Annotated in this window: 17 protein-coding genes; 10 read left to right on the top strand and 7 right to left on the bottom strand. The window is 38.6% G+C overall.

Features of this window, described 5'->3' with window-relative positions; translation table 11 throughout:
• Positions 1-321: 321 nt before the first annotated feature.
• Both I6E69_RS03750 and I6E69_RS03745 read left to right on the top strand, forming a co-directional pair.
• A complete protein-coding gene (locus I6E69_RS03750; protein ID WP_002958250.1) occupies positions 322-624 on the top strand; it encodes an H-NS family nucleoid-associated regulatory protein in 303 nt (100 codons plus the stop codon).
• A gap of 124 nt (positions 625-748) precedes the next feature.
• On the top strand, positions 749-2,500 hold the full coding sequence (locus I6E69_RS03745; RefSeq protein ID WP_197120669.1) for a DEAD/DEAH box helicase: 1,752 nt from the start codon (positions 749-751) through the stop codon (positions 2,498-2,500).
• A 44-nt stretch (positions 2,501-2,544) separates the two neighbouring features.
• Here the strand turns inward: I6E69_RS03745 and I6E69_RS03740 are convergent, their stop codons facing one another.
• Positions 2,545-2,880 (bottom strand): ribonuclease E inhibitor RraB, encoded by a 336-nt coding sequence (locus tag I6E69_RS03740; protein WP_002958248.1) that lies wholly within the window; start codon positions 2,878-2,880, stop codon positions 2,545-2,547.
• Between the two features lie 214 nt (positions 2,881-3,094).
• Here I6E69_RS03740 and I6E69_RS03735 point away from each other — a divergent pair, with 214 nt between their 5' ends.
• Genes I6E69_RS03735 through I6E69_RS03725 form a run of 3 tightly spaced genes read left to right on the top strand, consistent with a single transcriptional unit; the run spans position 3,095 to position 9,449 of the window.
• On the top strand, positions 3,095-4,822 hold the full coding sequence (locus I6E69_RS03735) for an autotransporter assembly complex family protein (protein WP_039484224.1): 1,728 nt from the start codon (positions 3,095-3,097) through the stop codon (positions 4,820-4,822).
• Entirely contained in the window at positions 4,822-8,511 is a 3,690-nt protein-coding gene (locus I6E69_RS03730) for a translocation/assembly module TamB domain-containing protein (RefSeq protein WP_197120668.1), read from the top strand. The genes I6E69_RS03735 and I6E69_RS03730 overlap by 1 nt, the downstream gene beginning before the upstream one ends.
• A gap of 32 nt (positions 8,512-8,543) precedes the next feature.
• Positions 8,544-9,449 carry a peptidylprolyl isomerase gene (locus I6E69_RS03725; protein ID WP_197120667.1) on the top strand — a complete coding sequence of 302 codons (906 nt, stop codon included), beginning with the start codon at positions 8,544-8,546 and terminating at the stop codon, positions 9,447-9,449.
• A 204-nt stretch (positions 9,450-9,653) separates the two neighbouring features.
• On the opposite strand, the gene queF is transcribed toward I6E69_RS03725, so the two are convergent.
• Entirely contained in the window at positions 9,654-10,499 is an 846-nt protein-coding gene (gene queF / locus I6E69_RS03720; protein ID WP_039488544.1) for an NADPH-dependent 7-cyano-7-deazaguanine reductase QueF, read from the bottom strand.
• Between the two features lie 59 nt (positions 10,500-10,558).
• Here queF and syd point away from each other — a divergent pair, with 59 nt between their 5' ends.
• The gene (gene syd / locus I6E69_RS03715) at positions 10,559-11,098 is read left to right on the top strand and encodes a SecY-interacting protein (protein WP_193226698.1); all 540 of its coding nucleotides are present in this window, start codon (positions 10,559-10,561) and stop codon (positions 11,096-11,098) included.
• A 329-nt stretch (positions 11,099-11,427) separates the two neighbouring features.
• Here syd and I6E69_RS03710 read toward each other — a convergent pair whose 3' ends face one another.
• The 3 genes from I6E69_RS03710 to I6E69_RS03700 form a co-directional block, all read right to left on the bottom strand.
• Positions 11,428-12,201 (bottom strand): Zn-ribbon-containing protein, encoded by a 774-nt coding sequence (locus tag I6E69_RS03710; protein ID WP_002958242.1) that lies wholly within the window; start codon positions 12,199-12,201, stop codon positions 11,428-11,430.
• Positions 12,202-12,214: 13 nt separating this feature from the next.
• The gene (locus I6E69_RS03705; RefSeq protein ID WP_007378199.1) at positions 12,215-12,481 is read right to left on the bottom strand and encodes a hypothetical protein; all 267 of its coding nucleotides are present in this window, start codon (positions 12,479-12,481) and stop codon (positions 12,215-12,217) included.
• 96 nt (positions 12,482-12,577) lie between these two features.
• The gene (locus I6E69_RS03700; RefSeq protein WP_002958240.1) at positions 12,578-12,814 is read right to left on the bottom strand and encodes a DUF2789 domain-containing protein; all 237 of its coding nucleotides are present in this window, start codon (positions 12,812-12,814) and stop codon (positions 12,578-12,580) included.
• A 153-nt stretch (positions 12,815-12,967) separates the two neighbouring features.
• On the opposite strand from I6E69_RS03700, the gene I6E69_RS03695 reads away from it, so the two are divergent.
• Positions 12,968-13,621 (top strand): GNAT family N-acetyltransferase, encoded by a 654-nt coding sequence (locus tag I6E69_RS03695; protein ID WP_024597670.1) that lies wholly within the window; start codon positions 12,968-12,970, stop codon positions 13,619-13,621.
• Positions 13,622-14,472: 851 nt separating this feature from the next.
• On the opposite strand, the gene I6E69_RS03690 is transcribed toward I6E69_RS03695, so the two are convergent.
• Both I6E69_RS03690 and I6E69_RS03685 read right to left on the bottom strand, forming a co-directional pair.
• Positions 14,473-14,772 carry a DUF3301 domain-containing protein gene (locus I6E69_RS03690; RefSeq protein WP_002963032.1) on the bottom strand — a complete coding sequence of 100 codons (300 nt, stop codon included), beginning with the start codon at positions 14,770-14,772 and terminating at the stop codon, positions 14,473-14,475.
• Positions 14,773-15,801 carry a DUF3549 family protein gene (locus tag I6E69_RS03685; RefSeq protein ID WP_197120666.1) on the bottom strand — a complete coding sequence of 343 codons (1,029 nt, stop codon included), beginning with the start codon at positions 15,799-15,801 and terminating at the stop codon, positions 14,773-14,775.
• Between the two features lie 104 nt (positions 15,802-15,905).
• On the opposite strand from I6E69_RS03685, the gene I6E69_RS03680 reads away from it, so the two are divergent.
• From I6E69_RS03680 to I6E69_RS03670, 3 genes are read left to right on the top strand one after another with little or no spacing between them, the layout of a single operon-like run.
• Positions 15,906-16,226: a YqcC family protein gene (locus tag I6E69_RS03680; RefSeq protein ID WP_002963030.1), complete on the top strand. Its 321-nt coding sequence runs from the start codon at positions 15,906-15,908 to the stop codon at positions 16,224-16,226.
• Positions 16,219-16,983, top strand: coding sequence for a tRNA pseudouridine(65) synthase TruC (gene truC, locus I6E69_RS03675; RefSeq protein WP_197120665.1), 765 nt, complete (start codon positions 16,219-16,221; stop codon positions 16,981-16,983). The genes I6E69_RS03680 and truC overlap by 8 nt, the downstream gene beginning before the upstream one ends.
• Positions 16,983-17,432: a flavodoxin gene (locus I6E69_RS03670; RefSeq protein WP_010553680.1), complete on the top strand. Its 450-nt coding sequence runs from the start codon at positions 16,983-16,985 to the stop codon at positions 17,430-17,432. Before truC ends, I6E69_RS03670 begins: the two co-directional genes overlap by 1 nt.
• Positions 17,433-17,468: the final 36 nt, after the last annotated feature.

The raw sequence follows: 17,468 nt of genomic DNA, 5'->3' as shown, positions 1-17,468 counted from the left end.
TTAATACATGTATATAAAGTTAAATAATTTTAATATTGTGATTTTTATATGCATGTACTATTTAATAAATAGGCTAAATATGAACTTAGTGTTTTTAGCCACGGTAAAAAAGGGTAATCTCTAGTTATTGAGTCTACTCGGTTAAAAGTATTGCATTGTCATTTTATAGCCTCTAGATTTGATAATTATACTATTGTAAAAGTATTTTTTTTATAAAGCTTAAAAGCAGCAGGTGTCTTTGAATGGTAAAAATAACTACTTGGCATTATACTAAAAAAGAATATTTAAATAATTCCAATCACACAATTTAGCGAGATATAGATGAAAGAAGTCCGATCTTTTATTAAAACAGCATCATTAACAGAGCTTGAAAAAGCTCAACAGCTTATCAATGATGCAATTTCAAAATATACCCAGCAGCAAAAAGCGAAACAGGAAGTTTTGGATCTTTTAAAAGAAAAAGGACTTACGCTAGAAGATTTACAAGATGGAGCATCAGACAAGCGCACTAAAGTTAAGCCTAAGTACCGTATGGAACTCAATGGTGAGACTATTGAATGGACTGGCCGTGGCCGTCGTCCTAAAGCGTTTGAAGGTGTTGAGCTTGAAAAGTTTTTAGCTTAAAGCTAAATATAAGAGAAGCTTCGGCTTCTCTTTTTTGTTTACCCCTCAATAAAATATAATTAAAGTCTAAATGTCATAGCAGTAATTTGCTAAAATCCCTTTATTAAAATCTATTTGTTTTCCCATGAGCTATAAACTAAGACCTTACCAGCAAGAAGCCGTAGAACGCACCGTTTTACACTTTAGAAAGAGTAATGATCCTGCCGTTATTGTACTACCAACTGGCGCAGGTAAGAGTTTGGTTATTGCTGAACTTGCGCGTATAGCTAAGCAAAAAATATTAGTGCTTGCTCATGTAAAAGAGCTGGTAGAGCAAAATTCGCAAAAATATAAAAGTTTTGGTTTAGAGGCGAGTATATTTTCAGCAGGCTTAAAAGAAAAATCATTAAACCATCAAGTAACCTTTGCAAGTGTGCAATCACTTTCTCGTAATTTAAATAAATTAAATGAGCATTATTCATTACTTATTATTGATGAATGCCACAGGGTAAATGGGGATAAAAAAAGTCAGTACGGTAAAGTAATAAACAGTTTAAAAGAGTATAACCCTCAGTTAAAAGTATTGGGTTTAACAGCAACACCTTATCGGTTAGGAATGGGGTGGATATACCACCACCATTATCATGGTTTTGTTAAGGGTACTCAAGAAAGTCCGTTTAAAAGTTGTATTTTTGAATTGCCGCTCAGGTATATGATCAAACATAATTATTTAACGCCCCCTAACGAAGTTGATGCAGCAATTAGCCATTATGATTTTTCGTCATTAGATAGCAATGCATTTGGGCAATATACGACTGATGACATGAATGCGCTTTTAAAAAACAGTGAGCGCGCAACGCAGGCTATATTACAGCAAGTAATTCAATACAGTGAAGAGCGCGAAGGTGTTATGGTTTTTGCAGCCACGGTAATGCATGCCCAGGAAATATTAAGCTACTTGCCAGCTCATCAAAGTGCACTAATCACAGGTGATACGCCAAACACTGAGCGCGATAAAATCATTAAGCAATTTAAAGCTAAGCAATTAAAGTATTTAGTTAATATATCGGTACTAACAACCGGCTTTGATGCGCCACATGTCGACTTTATAGCTATTTTAAGACCTACAGAATCGGTTAGTTTATATCAACAAATTGTGGGGCGAGGTTTAAGGTTATCTGAATCGAAAACGGATTGCTTAGTAATAGATTATGCTGGCAATGGTTTTAATTTATTTCACCCAGAGGTAGGTGATAAAAAAGGCGATAGTGATAATGAACCTGTGCAGGTACTTTGCCCAGTTTGTGGGTTTGCGAATATATTTTGGGGTAAAACAGACTCCACTGGCAAAGTAATAGAGCACTTTGGCAGGCGTTGCCAAGGGCTGTTAGAAGATGATGATGGGCATAAAGAGCAGTGCGATTATCGTTTTAGGTTTAAAGAATGTGAGCAGTGCGGTGCCCAAAATGATATTGCTGCACGTAAATGCCATGATTGCGGCGCGGTAATGGCCGACCCTGATGATAAGTTACGCAATGCATTAAACTTAAAAGACGCACTTGTGCTTCGATGCAGTGGGTTAACGGTAACTCTAATTAAAGATGAACTTATTAAAGTAACGTATTTTGATGAAGATGGCGCAAGTTGTGATGAGGTATATAACCTCGCAAATAAGGGCGGGCAATTTATATTTAATAAGCAATTTGGTCTACGAGTAGGACTTGGACAAACACCTATTAATTTTAAAACTGCAGCGCAAGTAGTAAGCGCACAATTTGAATTAGTACCACCAGATTTTGTTATTGCACGAAAAAGCAAAAAGTATGGTTGGAAAGTAGCTGATAAGCTATTTGACTATAAAGGCAATTTTAGGAAGGCAAATCAGTTAAGCCGTTAAGCTTAACTGATAGAGTGCATTGAACTAATACAATTAAAAGGCAACTAAGCCTCGTCACCGTCCATTAATCCCCAGCCGTCACCGTATCCATTAAAGCTATTAGCAATGCTTTCAATGTATTGCTCAGCTTGTCCTAAAAGAGTGTGCTCTGGCACCATTTGTACTTGAGTGATTACTTCCCAAACGCCAGTGTCTTTACATTTTTCAAGTTCAGCCTTTTGAACTAATGCATCAGAGACTATTTCTTTAGCAAATTTTTCAGCATCGGCTTCTTGTTCAAATAAAATAAAAAAATCGACTTGGTGCATTTTATTTAAATCAATGCCAGCAGCGGCTATTTCGGCTAAAAGTTGGCCGTTATCATCATCAGGGAATTGCATTAAAAACTCATTTTAAATTAATTTTTTATTCGTAGGCACTATTGTAACTAAAATATTGTCTTAACGCGTACTAATTTTAATTATGCTGATACTTATTCAAAGTTAAATTTACGCGTTAGATTGTCATTAAGTTAATGTGTTGCTCATTATGGCTATGCTAATATGCGCGTAATCAGCCAGTTTTATGTAAGATATTAAAAGTAAGGATATTTACTTGTTTATTAAGTTTTTACGTTGCATATGTGTTGTGAGCGCTTTAATTGCGACAAATAGCTATGCGGCAGAAAAAGTCATAGAAGATTACGAAATTAAAGGGTTAAGTGGTGATTTAGAAAATAACGTAGCCCTTTATCTCAAGCAATTAATTGGTGAAAAACCAACCCGTACACTTCGTCGTTATGCCCAAAAGCAAGTACAAAATAGCATTAAAGCACTTGGTTATTATAGCCCGACCGTCGAGGTTATTTATGATAAAGACGACAGCGAGCTAATTGTTAAAGTTGAGCGAGGTCCTGCAACTCGCATAGAAGCAATTAATATTACACTAAACGGCGATGGCCAAAATGATACTCAATTACAGGCATTAATTAAAAATACCAACTTAAAACAAGGTGATGTTTTAAATCATGGTAGATATGACTCTGCTCATAAAAAAATAGAATCTATGCTATTGGAGCTTGGCTATTTTGATGCAAAGTGGCCAGCGCGCAAATTAGAAGTGTCACTTAATAAAAATAGTGCTGTTATTACTTTTGTAATTGATACTGGGGTTAGATATCAGTTTGGTGATATAAAAATAGCTAGTAATACGCCTGCTGAAAAATACATACGCTCGCTTGCGCCTTTTACTCAGGGTCAACCTTATAAATCAACACATATTGCTGACTATAATTTGGATTTATCAAGCACCCCTTATTTTGCAAGCGTGCGCGTTTACGCCGATATTGCTGCGCGTAAAAATAGCCAAGTACCTATTAAGGTAGATGTGTTGCACAAGCCTGCAAATAGCTATGAAATTGGCGGCGGTTTTAGTACTGACTTAGGGCCCAAAGTGCGTTTTAAATGGAGTAAACCGTGGATCACAGAAGACGGCCATTATCTCGAAACTAATTTAAATGTGGCGCAAAAGCAGCAAGATATTTCCATGGCTTATACCATTCCAGTTGATGATCCGAATGATGATTTATGGCGTTTTTCTGCTGGATATAAATTAGAGGATGAACTAACAAACGATACCTACAGTGAAATACTCACGGGGCAAATTCAGCGCCAATGGTTAACCGAAAATAAGTGGGTGCGTACAGCATTTTTACGCCGCGACCAAGAAACCTACCGCATCGGTGATGAAGAGGAAGAAAGCACCGAAATGTTAATGCCGGGCATTAGCTACGCCCGCAAAAAATCAAAAGGCGGCACGACTCCATACTGGGGAGAGCAGTGGCTTATATCTGCTGAGTTTGGCTTAGATGATGTGCTTTCGAGTACTAATCTGATTAGGGTACAAATGCAACATGCGTGGTTACGTACTTACTTAGATAAGCATTTAGTGTTTTTAAAAGCAAATGTTGGTGCAATGCTTGTTGATGATATTGAAAACGTACCTTACTCACTGCGCTTTTATGCAGGTGGCGATCAAAGTGTTCGTGGTTTTGCGTACCAATCAATATCGCCGGAAAATGATGATGGCGATCTCATCGGTGGTAAATACTTACTAACCAGTACAATAGAGTACAACTATCAGTTTGCTCAAAACTGGCGCGCAGCTTTATTTGTTGACGGTGGTACTGCGACGAATGATTTTTCTGATGATTTTGAAGTAGGCGCTGGTTTTGGTTTTCGCTATTTAACACCCGTTGGCCCAGTGCGTATAGACCACGCTTGGGGATTAACAAAAGAAAGTAAAAGCACACGTTTAAGTATTACCATAGGGCCAGAAATTTAATGTCAGTATTAAAAAAGATAACAGCCGCCGTAAGTGCTATTTTTGTCACGTTAGTTGTCGCACTATTTTGTTTGTTATTTACCGCACCCGGTAATCAATTTATTGCTTATAGTGCAAACAAAGCGGTAGATGGACTACATATCGAAATTAAAGATGGCCGTTTTATTTATAATGATGCCTTTAATGTGCGCTTTACTAGCAACGGATTGGATTTTAATGCACAACAATTGAAAATTGATTTGTTTTGGTGGCAGTGCGATGGAATTTGTATAGATAACTTAAGTGCTAAATCTATAAATTTAACATTACCAAAAACTACAGAGTCACAAGAAGAAGCCGCTGCAGAGCCGCTTGAAAAAATCAGCTTACCTTTTAATATTGCTGTAAAAAACATTGCGATCAATAAATTTACTCTAGAGCACCCAAGTGCAAACGTAAGCGTTAATAACTTTAAACTCTCAGCAAAAGCAGAGGGTTCAAAGCTGACGGTTAAAAGCCTGAATATTCCCACCATACTTGTTGCTTTAAAAGAGCAAGAACAAGATGCGAAAACACTAACGGCGCAAAATACTCAAGCGCCTTTAACGCACCTACCCGCATTACCTAATATAGAATTTACTTCGCCACTTGATTTAGTTGTTGAAGACTTTGAAATTGCTAACATTACGATTGAGCAAAACGAAGCTCAGCATGTTATTGAAAACATCTCGCTGCAATTAAGTGTGGAAGATGCGGTTATTAATTTAGAGTCATTCTCAGCAAAGTATGAGCAGTGGCAGCTTAATACGCATCTTAACGCTGAGCTTGCAGGAAATTTGCCCGTAAAAGGGGATGTTGTTTTACAAAGTGATGAGCACCAAGCTAATTTGCAGTTGAATGGAGACTTATCAAAACTAAACCTAAATTTAGAAACGCAGGGACAATATCCGCTTAGTTTAACGGCAACGGCAAATTTAAAGCAAAAAAACTATCCGTTTGAGTTAAATGGCAAAATTAAACAGTGGCTTATTGATGCACAAAGTAATGAGCTTAAAGTGCGAAATGTAAGCCTCAATGCACAAGGTAATGCCGACGATTATCAGCTCAGCCTACAGGGGAATAGCCAATTAGGCGCGTACCCAGCTGTTGACTTAAATACCCAATTAAAAGGCAGTCTCACCAAAGCAACGTTACAAGCGCTAAGCATTAAAGCGAACGAAAGCAGTGCAACTATAAAAGCCAATGTTGATTGGCAAAAAGGCATACAGGCTAACTTTAATGGCACGCTTGCTAACTTAAAAGCGCAGTATTTCACTGATGCCGCCACCAGTGATATTTCGGGACAGTTTAAAGGCTCGTTTAGTGCAGCTGACGACAAGTGGCAGTTACAAATGAATAATACAAAGTTAAACGGATTACTTAACGACGTGCCACTAGAATTTGCCTCGAACTTTAAGCTCGACAATACGTTAAAAGCTAATATTGATAGCTTTTATTTAAGTAGCGGCACCAATAAATTAGCACTAAGCGGGCAAGTTGATGACACTTGGCAGGTTGATGGCAAAGTAACGCTAAAAAGTGATGAAAAAGCTAATATTCCATTTACTGCTGACGGCAACGCAAATTTAAAAGTAAGGGGGGAAAGGTTAACGCCCTCTGTTGATTTAGCACTAATACTCGATCGCTTTATTTTTGATGAAATAAACATTAATAAATTATCAGTAAAAGGGCAGTTAGATACCGCAGCCGATTGGCAAACTGATGTTTCGGTAAGTGTTGGTTCGGCGCTTGTGGCCGAACAGCAAATTAATAGCGTTAAAATTGATATTAGCGGCGACAAAACAGATCACCAACTTACGGCATCTGTAGATGCCGAGCAAGGCAGTGTAGAGCTTGAAGTTAATGGCAAAATTAGTAATACCACTTGGAATGGCGAGCTTAGTAATGTAACGCTTAGCGATAAAAAGCTTAGTTTTAGTAACACTAGAAATATTGCCATTATGGTTAATACGCAAAGTGGCGACTTTGATGTAAGTGCACATTGTTGGGCATCTGAGCAAAGTAAATTGTGCATAGACACCTTAGCGCAGTCAAAAAATCTCGGTCAGTTAAATGCTAAACTAAGCAACTTAGCACTTGAGGAGCTTAAGCATTTTTTACCTAATAGCATTCGTACTCGCGGTAATATAGCGGGCGATGTTGCACTTAATTGGCAAAGCGGTGCGCTTAAAACATTACGCGCAAATATCGATTCTAGCGACTTAGAAGCGGTGCTTACCTCGGAAGAAGATCGTTTTAAATTACCAATCGAAACTCTAACTGTTAGTGCATTTTCGGACTCTCAAGTTGGCAAGCTTGAAGCTAATTTAGAATCAAGTGTGCTTGGTAAAATAAACACACAAATTGATATTGACGACATACAAAATACGCAAGCGCTTAACGGCACTATTAATATTGATAAAATACTCCTTTCAGACTTACAACCATTTCTTGAAACCCTCGAGCAGTTAAAAGGTGATATTAGCGGAAAAGTCGCGTTAGCTGGTACGTTAAAAGATCCTTTATTAAATGGCGAGCTTAATGTGAGCGATATTAGTTTAGAGGGCGAGCAATTACCTATAGCGCTGCAAAAATCAAATATAAACGTATTGTTTGATAAAACAACAGCCACAATAAAAGGCAACTTAAACGACAATCAGGGCGGTAAAATAAATCTCACCGGTGACGTTGATTGGCAAGGTGCGCAACCTGCTGTAAATGTTGCGGTAGTTGGCGAGCAGTTTTATGTACGCGCGCAGCAAGGGGTTACTTTTAAAGTATCGCCGGATTTAAAAATAGGCTTGGCTAATAATGCACTCAAGCTTGTTGGTGAGGTAATTGTGCCTTACGGTCGTATAATGATTGAAGAGCTCCCAGAGGGCGCGGTGCAAGTTAGCGATGATGAAATTATTGTTGATCAAAAAACTGAGGCCACCGAGACAGTCCCGTTTGATTACGACATAGATTTAAAAGTGATTGTTAAAAACGATGTAAAAGTAGAGTCGTTTGGCTTGGAATCAAAAGTTGCGGGTGATTTAGCGATAAAAATGAGTCAAGGTGCACCAATTATAGCCACAGGTGAGCTTAACTTGATTGAAGGTACTTACTTAGCCTTTGGGCAAGATTTAATAATCAGCACCGGGCAAGTAGGTTTTAGCGGTTCAATTGAACAACCATTTTTAAATATTAAAGCAATACGTAACCCAGATACGACTGCAAACGGTGTGATTGCAGGGGTTACGCTCACGGGTAATGTTGAACAACCAACGCTTAAAATATTTTCTGAGCCTGCGATGGATCAAGCACAAGCACTCGCATATTTACTTAATGGCCAACCTTTAGGTGATGGAGAAAGTTCGTCAAGCGATGCTATGCTTACGCAGTTATTGCTCTCTCAAGGTGTTAGCCGCAGCGAAGGGGTTGTTTCTAAGGTAGGTGAAACCTTTGGGTTATCAGATGTAAGTTTAAGCTCATCAGGTAGTGGCGATAGCACCAAAGTAGAAATATCAGGTTACGTAGCACCCAGCTTACAAGTTAAATATAGCGTGGGTGTATTTGATTCGCTCAGTGAAGTGGCTGTGCGATATCAGTTACTTTCACAGTTATACATAGAAATAACGAGCGGGCTATACCAAAATGTTGATGTGCTATATAAGTTTGACTGGGAATAACCAAAACTATAATAATTATAAGGATATGAGTGATGAAAAAAATTATATTGCCAGCTCTGCTTAGTGTTTTATTAAGCGGTTGTGCCCAACAACTCGGTGATGATGTTGCTAATCAAGAGCTACCTTTATTGAGCGCGAGTGAGGTAATTGCTAGTGCAACAGACAATGACTGGCGAGTAGTGAACGCTCAAAATATTTTAAAGATAACGCTGCCAACGGGCGATGCGTACATTGAGCTTAATGAACAGCTTGCCCCAAAGCACGTTCAAAATATTAAAAAGTTAGCGCGAGAAGGGTTTTATAAAAACACCAGCGTTTATCGGTTTGTTGAGGGTTTTGTAGCGCAAGGTGGGGACAGCTCGGGTAAAAAGTTAATTAAAACGGCAGATAAAACAGTCCCTGCTGAGTTTTATTTAACAACAAACAAACCACTTTTAATTACTGAGCTAAATGGCGACGGATATGCACCAGTTACCGGTTTTTTAAACGGCTTTGCAGTAGCTCAAAACTCAGCACATACGCAAACATGGCAAGTGCATTGTAGTGGCGTGTTTGCCATGGCGCGCGACAACGATATAAATAGTGCGAGTACGGAGTTTTTTGTAACAATAGGGCAAGGCCCGCGCTACCTTGATAAAAACATTACGGTGTTTGGTCGAGTGCTAGAAGGTATAGAGCATTTTAACCGTTTAGCGCGCATACCAACTGAAGGAAAAGCATTTAACCCAATTACAAATATACAAGTACTTGGTGATGTACAAAGCGATAAAAGTATATTTAAAGTGATGAAAACAAACTCATCGGTGTTTAAAAACTTAATAAATGCTCGTAAAAACCGTGTTGAACCATGGTTTGTTAAAGCACATAACTACGTTGACGTGTGTGGTATGCCTATACCCACTAAGCGCGAAGTTACACCAATTTCAATAAATAGCTGATCTATTTTACTTGCTAAAACAACCCATTTCTTTGTTGTAAATTTCGCAAAGGGAACAACCATTTACATCAATTTACGCCTAGAACTGAATTATTTTTTCGGCGTAAAATTTAGATCACATACTTAATGGAATTGGTATTAATTAAAGAATGTAAAAAGGAGCCTAGGCTCCTTTTTTAATACTCATATCCCAGTTTAAAATAACCTACTGACGATTAATTTTAACCGCAAATGGCGTATCGTTATAATGTGTAGAGCGATACGGGTTTATATCAAGCCCACCGCGACGAGTATAACGCGCGTAAACCTCTAACTCTTTAATATTAAGTTGTGTTGTTAAATCGCTATAAATACGCTCAACACACTGCTCATGAAATTCGTTATGTGTTCTGAATGAAATTAAGTAACGCAATAACGACTCACGGCATATTTGCTCGCCTGTGTATCGTATAATTACACTTGCCCAGTCAGGCTGGGAGGTAATTAAACAGTTCGATTTAAGTAAATGGCTGTAGAGCGTTTCAGTAACTACTTCATCACTTTTTGCTTTAAGTGAATTAGCATCAATATCGTAATTATTAATTTCAATATCTAAATCATCAATACATTCACCTGGCAGCGCTGTACACGGTAAGCAATTGTAATCATCAGGATTATATAAAGTCACTTTGACAGGGCTGTTAACTGCGTTTGATAAATCATCAATTAAGTGCTGTTTTACTACATCAATGCTTTCAAATCGGGTTTGGTTAAAGCTATTTAAATAAAGTTTAAACGACTTTGACTCAATAATATGGCTGCTTTGGCATTCAAAGGTAAATAAGGCCACGGCAACTTGCGGCTTACCTTTATTGTTTAGCCATGAAAGCTCGTAACCTGTCCAAATGTCTTGGCCTTTAAATGGAAGCTCAGCTTCGTCAATATTTAAAGCATCACGATTTAGTTTGCGCGCAATAGGGAAAAGCAAGCTTGGCGTGTACACATCTACATACTCAGTAGATTGGCCTAATACGCTACCTTTAAGGTCTGGAGAATTGCTGTAATCTGTCATGTTTGCTCTTAAATAGTTACAATAGGGACATTATATCTAATTTAAATGAGTTTCACAGTATGTCTGTTGCATTGCTTATAGAACAACTTCATCAAACATTTAGCGAAAATACCCTTAAAAGCACTACAAAGTACCCACTTATTGCGCACGACGAGCAATGGCCAAGCCCATGTGAAGTTGGTGAGGTTGACGAGCAAGGAAACATTCAATGGCAGGGCACGCGTCAGCAACCTGCAGGTTCGCTTAATGATTTAGCCAGTGCACTAGAACTTGAGTTTCCAAAAGAGCTTAGCGAGCTATACGGACATATGTACGGTGGAAGTATTTTAGCAAGTATTGATGGGCATCAAGTTGAATTACTACAAGCATGGAACGAAGAAGACTTTAATTTGCTACAGCAAAATATAACGGGCCACGTTTTAATGAAACGCAAGCTCAAGCAGCCAGAAACAGTATTTATTGGTTTAACAGATCAAGATGATTTACTAGTAAGTGTATTGGTGCACACTGGTGAAGTATGTTTAGAGTTTGTCGGCAAAAAAACACATCATGTACTTGCACCTAACATTAATGCTTTTTTAAAGGCATTAGAGGTTTAAAACGTATTTAATAAATCAGCTTAGCGTCATCACTAAGCTGATTTTTAGAGCCATTACTAGGGCGTGTTGACCTTTCGTGGTTGATTTTGCAGCTGTATGTTTGGTTTTTAGGCAAGGCAGAGCCTATGTAGTGTGGTTACTCCCCATAAATAGGCGATAACGAAGTATAAATGCCAAACATGCGCTGCCCTTTGGGTTCTTTCTAGGGACGGTTTACTCTTTGTTGCTCGGTTTTTACTTAGCCCACTAGGTTACAAACCTCGCGCCGCGATTAAATCGTCCCTAGATTGAGCAAATTTCAATCCACAAAGGTCAACACGCCCTAATGGTTACTGAAAATCCCACGATATATTAGACACTAAGCCACATGGCTCACACCTAAAGTCGAATAACCCAAACCACGATTCAGGTAATTTCCAGTCGCCATTACAACTAGGGCATTTTCGTTCAAGTTCAGACGCTTTATCTACGCCGCCTACACGGTATAAATAATAATAGGTTGGCTTTTTAGTTAAAAAACTAATTCGCTTTGTTATGTCTTTTCCACGTCTATACAGGTCGCTTTGAATACTCGATATTTCTTCAAGCGCCGGAAACTCACAACGGGTTGCGCCATTAATTTGAATTTGATCGCATGCTTGCCAATCTTCTTGCCATTTTATAAGCGTTTTATAGTCACCATTAGCAATTGCCGGAATACGAAATAGCGGCACAGGCAAAAAGTCATCACCACAATAAAGCGGGCTGCACGTATGCACATAGGTTGTATATAAAATATAACTTGATGGTTCTTTGCAGCAATCAGCGCCGTTGGAGTGAATATCTTGTCCGATCACTTTTACTTTTGGCGCAAGTAGCCCAGCACTATGTAACTTTTCGATACTGTGCTTAACAAACGGGCTGTTATTTAGCGGGTGCATTGCATCTTCAGTAGGGCACATTACGCGGGTAATAAAAAATCCATCTTTTAAAACGGTTGGAAATTCTTCCCCCATTATTTGACCATTAAAACGCAGTGCATTTACTAAGCGATTTATTGCTTGTTCGGCTTGTTCTAGGGTGGTGTCTTGGTAGCAATCAAAAGTTAAATCAACAACGAACATTTATAGTCTCAAATTATTTTTGTTCTAGCAGCGCAAGAAGTTTATCGAGTTTTTGCTCAATTCTATCTAATTGACTTGTTTTAAGCTCAGTATTATCTGACTGCTGTGGGTTTCTCATGAAGTTATTAATTGAATCAGGATTGTTTTTATATTGGCTTACTGCTGCAATAATCATCGGCATTGGAACCGGTTGCGCCAAACGGCTTTTAGTTAGTGCTACAGTAGGGGTTTTGCCTTCATCGAGAAGGGCTTTGATTGCATCAAATACAACTGAATTCATTAGATATATAACTCTTTAATAAAATAAATACGCAGCATATAAATGCTGCGCAGATGCTATGTTAGCAATAAATAAGGGAGGGTACATTAAATAAAATTACTTACTTTGACGAATGCGTACATCTAACTCGTCAATTACTTCACTCCAATCTCCGTCTTGTGCAAGGGATTCAGCTAAAAAGTGCTGTTGTGCCTCATCCCAAAAAGAAGCTTCTTGGAGTAATGTTGTGTCTTCTAATTCATGTGAGGCAATAAATGCATCTATTTGCTCATCACTATTTGGTAATCCAAGCTGTGCAAAAAGTGTGTTAATGTCGTGTTTTGTCGTATCCATGATATTGCTCCTTTAAATGAATGAAAATTCATACTAGTACCTAACTGTACCTCCTGCTAGTTAAACTCTCGCTGAATTTACGGTTAATAATTTTAGGTATATAGTTAGGTTTAAAGTTAAACAGCCTATAGCTAAAATAATAAAGGAAATACAATGAGTGTAACCACACCAGCTGATACGTTCAGCGTACAGTATTTAGCTGCAGAAGATATTAGTACTGCAGCGAGCCTAATTTATCAGGCTTATCATGACGATCCTGTATTACTAAACATGCTTAGCTACAATGACGAAAATAAATCAGTTTACGAAAAAAAATTACGATCATTAATTCGCGAAGAGCTCAGTAGTTTTTGGCAAGAAAAACAGCCATTAATTGGTTTATACCGCAACGATAAATTAAAAGCAGTAGCGTGTGTATTTGAATCTAATAGCCAATTACAAGCGCAGCGTTATTGGCACTGGCGTTTAAAATTAATGCTGAGTGCGGGCTACTTACAAACAAATCAATTAATAGATAAAGAACAAACAATTAGAGACGCCCTTAAACAAAAAGGCAATTACTATTTTTTAGCTTTTATTGCCGTAGATCCGCATTTTCATGGACAAGGCTTTGGTCGTTACTTACTACGCGGGCTTGATGACTTAGTTAAATGTAACGCTGAGTCAACAGGGATGGCTGTATTTGTAACACGTAAGGAGCACATTGAATTTTTTAAAACTGAAAAGTTTGAAGCTTTTAAACACCTTACTTTTAATCAAGTAGAGGGCGAGTTACTGTTTAAATCAATAATTGAGCCAACTATTTAAAATTATAATGTAAGCCAATACGCCCAAACGGACATAAGACCGTGAGATATATCTCACATCATCGTAAGCATTGTCACTTAAAGGCTACTAATAAGTAGCCTTTTTTGTTCTAAGTTATTGTTCTGCAGCATTTATTTTGTTTTTTCATTTTTGTGACGTTTATTTATTTAATGTTAAGTCCTATTTCTCCCCCCTGATTGCTTTAAACTTCTCTTTGTCAAGACGACATAGCTCAATGATTGAGTTACTGCCAAGGATAAGGAATAGGCAACATAGCAGACGCTAGCAGGAAGCATAAAGGACAAGCTAAAACGGATACAAGGAAGAATAAGGAAGTGCATGAAGCACTTAGTAGCTAGGAGTTACTTTAGGATAATCACGGATGACGCTACAGGAAGTAGCAGGAGCGTTAGTTTACGCAGGACTGCCAAGATGGCAAGTGGACATTGCAGGATGCAAAAAGTGGCAGGAGCTACTTTAAAGGATTACCAGGGATGATGCTACGGGACGTAGCCAAACGATAGATTTCGTGGGTTTGCCAAGATGGCTATGGACATTGCAGGATGCAAAAAGTGGCAGGAGCTACTTAAAAGGATTACCAGGGATGATGCTACAGATGTAGCCAAACGATAGATTTCGTGGGTTTGCCAAGGTGGCTATGGATATTGCAGGATGCAATGTGAGGGTAAACAAGGTTGTTTACTCGTTCAGGGGATGATAATACGGATTTAAGATAATGGATATCTAGCAGGATGCAGTCCAATTGGGGCGTAACTTTAGTTACGCCTTAGTTTTTTGTGTTGAATTAAATTTATTAATTTAAGACACATACTCTTAAAGTATATTAAGTTTTATATTTTATGCGGTGGAACAACCACACTTTTCAAAAACTCATTTTCCATAATTAACACACCTTGATAAGCATTTTCACCATCGCTTGAAAACTCAAATATAAATTCACTTTTAATGCCTGGCTTGCCGTTCTTTAAAAAACCAAAGCGGCGTTTTGTGCATGCAACACTCATCAACTGCACCTGCAGTTGCTCACTTTGACGTTTAGCATGAACGTTCGCCGCTTCAGCAACCTTTCGGTTAAGCCAAAATAAGTAAATTACACTACCAATAAGTATGAACGTCCATAAACTTGCCATTTAAGAGAATAACCTTCCAATTGCACGCGCGAGGGTTTCGCTACGATTTTCTTTACGTAATAAGCCTAATAAATGCGGGCGAATAGTCGGTATTGCAACTAAGTCTGCAAAAATACTTGGGAACAATTCTTCAATTTTTTGATGATGCGCGCAATTATCCATAAATACATGTAAGCGTTCAGGGTTTTCTAATTGTTTAAAACACCGCCCAGCTATTGTTAGTAACACGTCAGAGTCGTGCCTCACTGGTGAGCTTAGTACAGTATCGACTAATTGAGCGCATAACCCTTGAGCTTGACCTTTTGAAGCTGATCTTAGTGCTGCGGTTATAGCCACTGTGTCGTTGTTACTAATTGCGGTCTGTGTGTAATCAACAAGTAACTCACTCATTGATGTTGGTATTTCAACGTGTTCAAGCATGGCACTGAGTGGTTGTAGTACTTCAATAGGTAAATGCGCCCATGCTTTTTGCAGATTACTTAAGTTTGTATCGCTGTCTAAGCGTAGTGCAAAATCGGCAATACCCTGTAGTGCAACACTTTGCCAATTATCAAAACCAATTTTACCGCTAAAGTACAGTTGTGCATGCTCGTAATACTGCGATGCAGGCTGTTTTAATAGTACTTTTATTTGGGCGTTAAATGCTGCTAATTTATTTGCGTTTGGTGTAAAAACATAAGGGTTATTATCAAGCTTTCCATCGGCTTGTTCGCCTGTAATTTCAGTGCCTAGCGCTTGAATAACCATATCAGCAAAGTGATCGCGACTAGCACTTACCAGCATACTTTGCTCATCAAGTGGAAATTTTAAAAACCATACATACGGTTCTTTACTGGCTTTAGTATCCCAAAATTGAATAGCGAGCCATGCATGACCAGCAAGTGGATAAGGGTAAGGCACTTGAGCTTGTTCAATAGCTAAAAATTGTTTTTTATCAAGCTTAGTAATGTGCCTGCCAATATCAAAAGCACGCCACTGAGTACCCGCACCATCTAAAAGCTGACCTAATGTAGCTATTTGATCACTCATTGTTTTCTCAACTGTTTTTACTGCAAAATTACATTAATTATACGTCATAGCCGCCTATGAGGGAACAGGGTATAATTGCATTACATATATAAAAGAGGGTGGTTATGTACCAGCAAACCCAAACTTATTTAGTGCAGCTAACGGCACTTTTACAAAAACACGCGCTTTGGCAAAGTGAGCCAATAGACGCTGAGGCACTGCTTTCAAATACTCCTTTTTGTCACGATACAATGGCATTTGAGCAGTGGTTACAGTTTGTATTTATTGAAAAAATACAGCAATTAATAACACATAGACAACCACTGCCGCGTAACTTTGCTATTGCCCCTATGGCGCAAATGACACTTGTGAATAAAGCCGGAAGCGATGAAATAATTGAATTACTAACAGCCCTTGATACCTTTTTAGGAGAACCAAATGAGTGAGCGTCCAGCGCCTATTGAATATGGCGAGCTGACTATTTTGTATCAAGATGAAAACTATGTGGCAATAAATAAGCCTTCAGGTTTATTAGTGCATCGCTCGTTTTTAGATAAACACGAAACCCAGTTTGCTATGCAAATGTTGCGCGACCAGCTAGGGCAACATGTATTTCCAGTACATAGGCTAGATAGACCTACGTCGGGCGTATTACTGTTTGCATTGAGCTCGGAAGCAGCTCGCGATATGAACCAGCTATTTATTGAAGGTACCATTGCTAAGCGCTATTTAGCCTTAGTGCGCGGTTTTGCACCAGAGTCGGTATTTTTAGATAAACCGCTTAAAGAAGAACATGATAAAATAGCCGATAAGTTTGCAGATCAAGATAAAGCACCGCAAGAAGCGCAAACCCAGTTTAATTGCTTGCACCAAGCTGCATTGCCTATTCCTATAGGTAAGTACCCAACAGTACGTTACTCGTTAGTTGAGTGCTTTCCAAAAACAGGGCGCAAGCATCAAATTCGCAGACACTTAAAGCACTTATCACTGCCTATCATTGGGGATGTAAATCATGGTGATAACCAGCATAATCAATTTTTTAGGGATCATTTTGAACTAAGACGCTTAATGTTATTTGCAACAGAGCTTAGTTTTGTGCACCCTTATAGTAATGAATCAATAACAATTAAAGCGCCACTAGGTGAAGACATGCTTGAAATATGTAAGCAGCTAGGTTGGCCAGAGCAAGAAAAGGATTATTAATGGCACATATTAGTATTTTTGTAGGCAGCGTTAATGGCGGTGCAGAGCGTTTAAGCGATGAAGTTGCAGCCACAATAGAGCAAGCGGGTCATACTGCTACAGTAATTACTGAAGCATCACTTGATGATATAAAAAATGCATCGCATATTTTAATTGTTACCTCCACAACAGGCCAAGGTGATGTACCGAGTAATTTGGCCGGATTGTACTTTGCAATGAATAGCACTTTCCCAATGCTTACCGATAAACCATTTGGTGTAATTGCAATGGGTGACAGATGTTACGGCGATACATTTTGTGGCGCAGGGCGAAGCTTTGACGAGCTACTTCGTGATTTACAAGCAAAGCCTGTGGGCAACCGCCTAGAAATAGATGCATGCGAAGACTTTGAACCATGGCCGGTAACCGAGCCTTGGTTAAAAGTATGGCTAGAAAAACTACCTGCTTAATCCTTAACTTTAAGGTATTAAAAAAGGAGCGCATGC

Source organism: Pseudoalteromonas sp. NZS100, from assembly GCF_015864815.1.
Lineage (GTDB): Bacteria > Pseudomonadota > Gammaproteobacteria > Enterobacterales > Alteromonadaceae > Pseudoalteromonas > Pseudoalteromonas distincta.
This window is presented reverse-complemented; position numbering and strand designations above follow the sequence as displayed.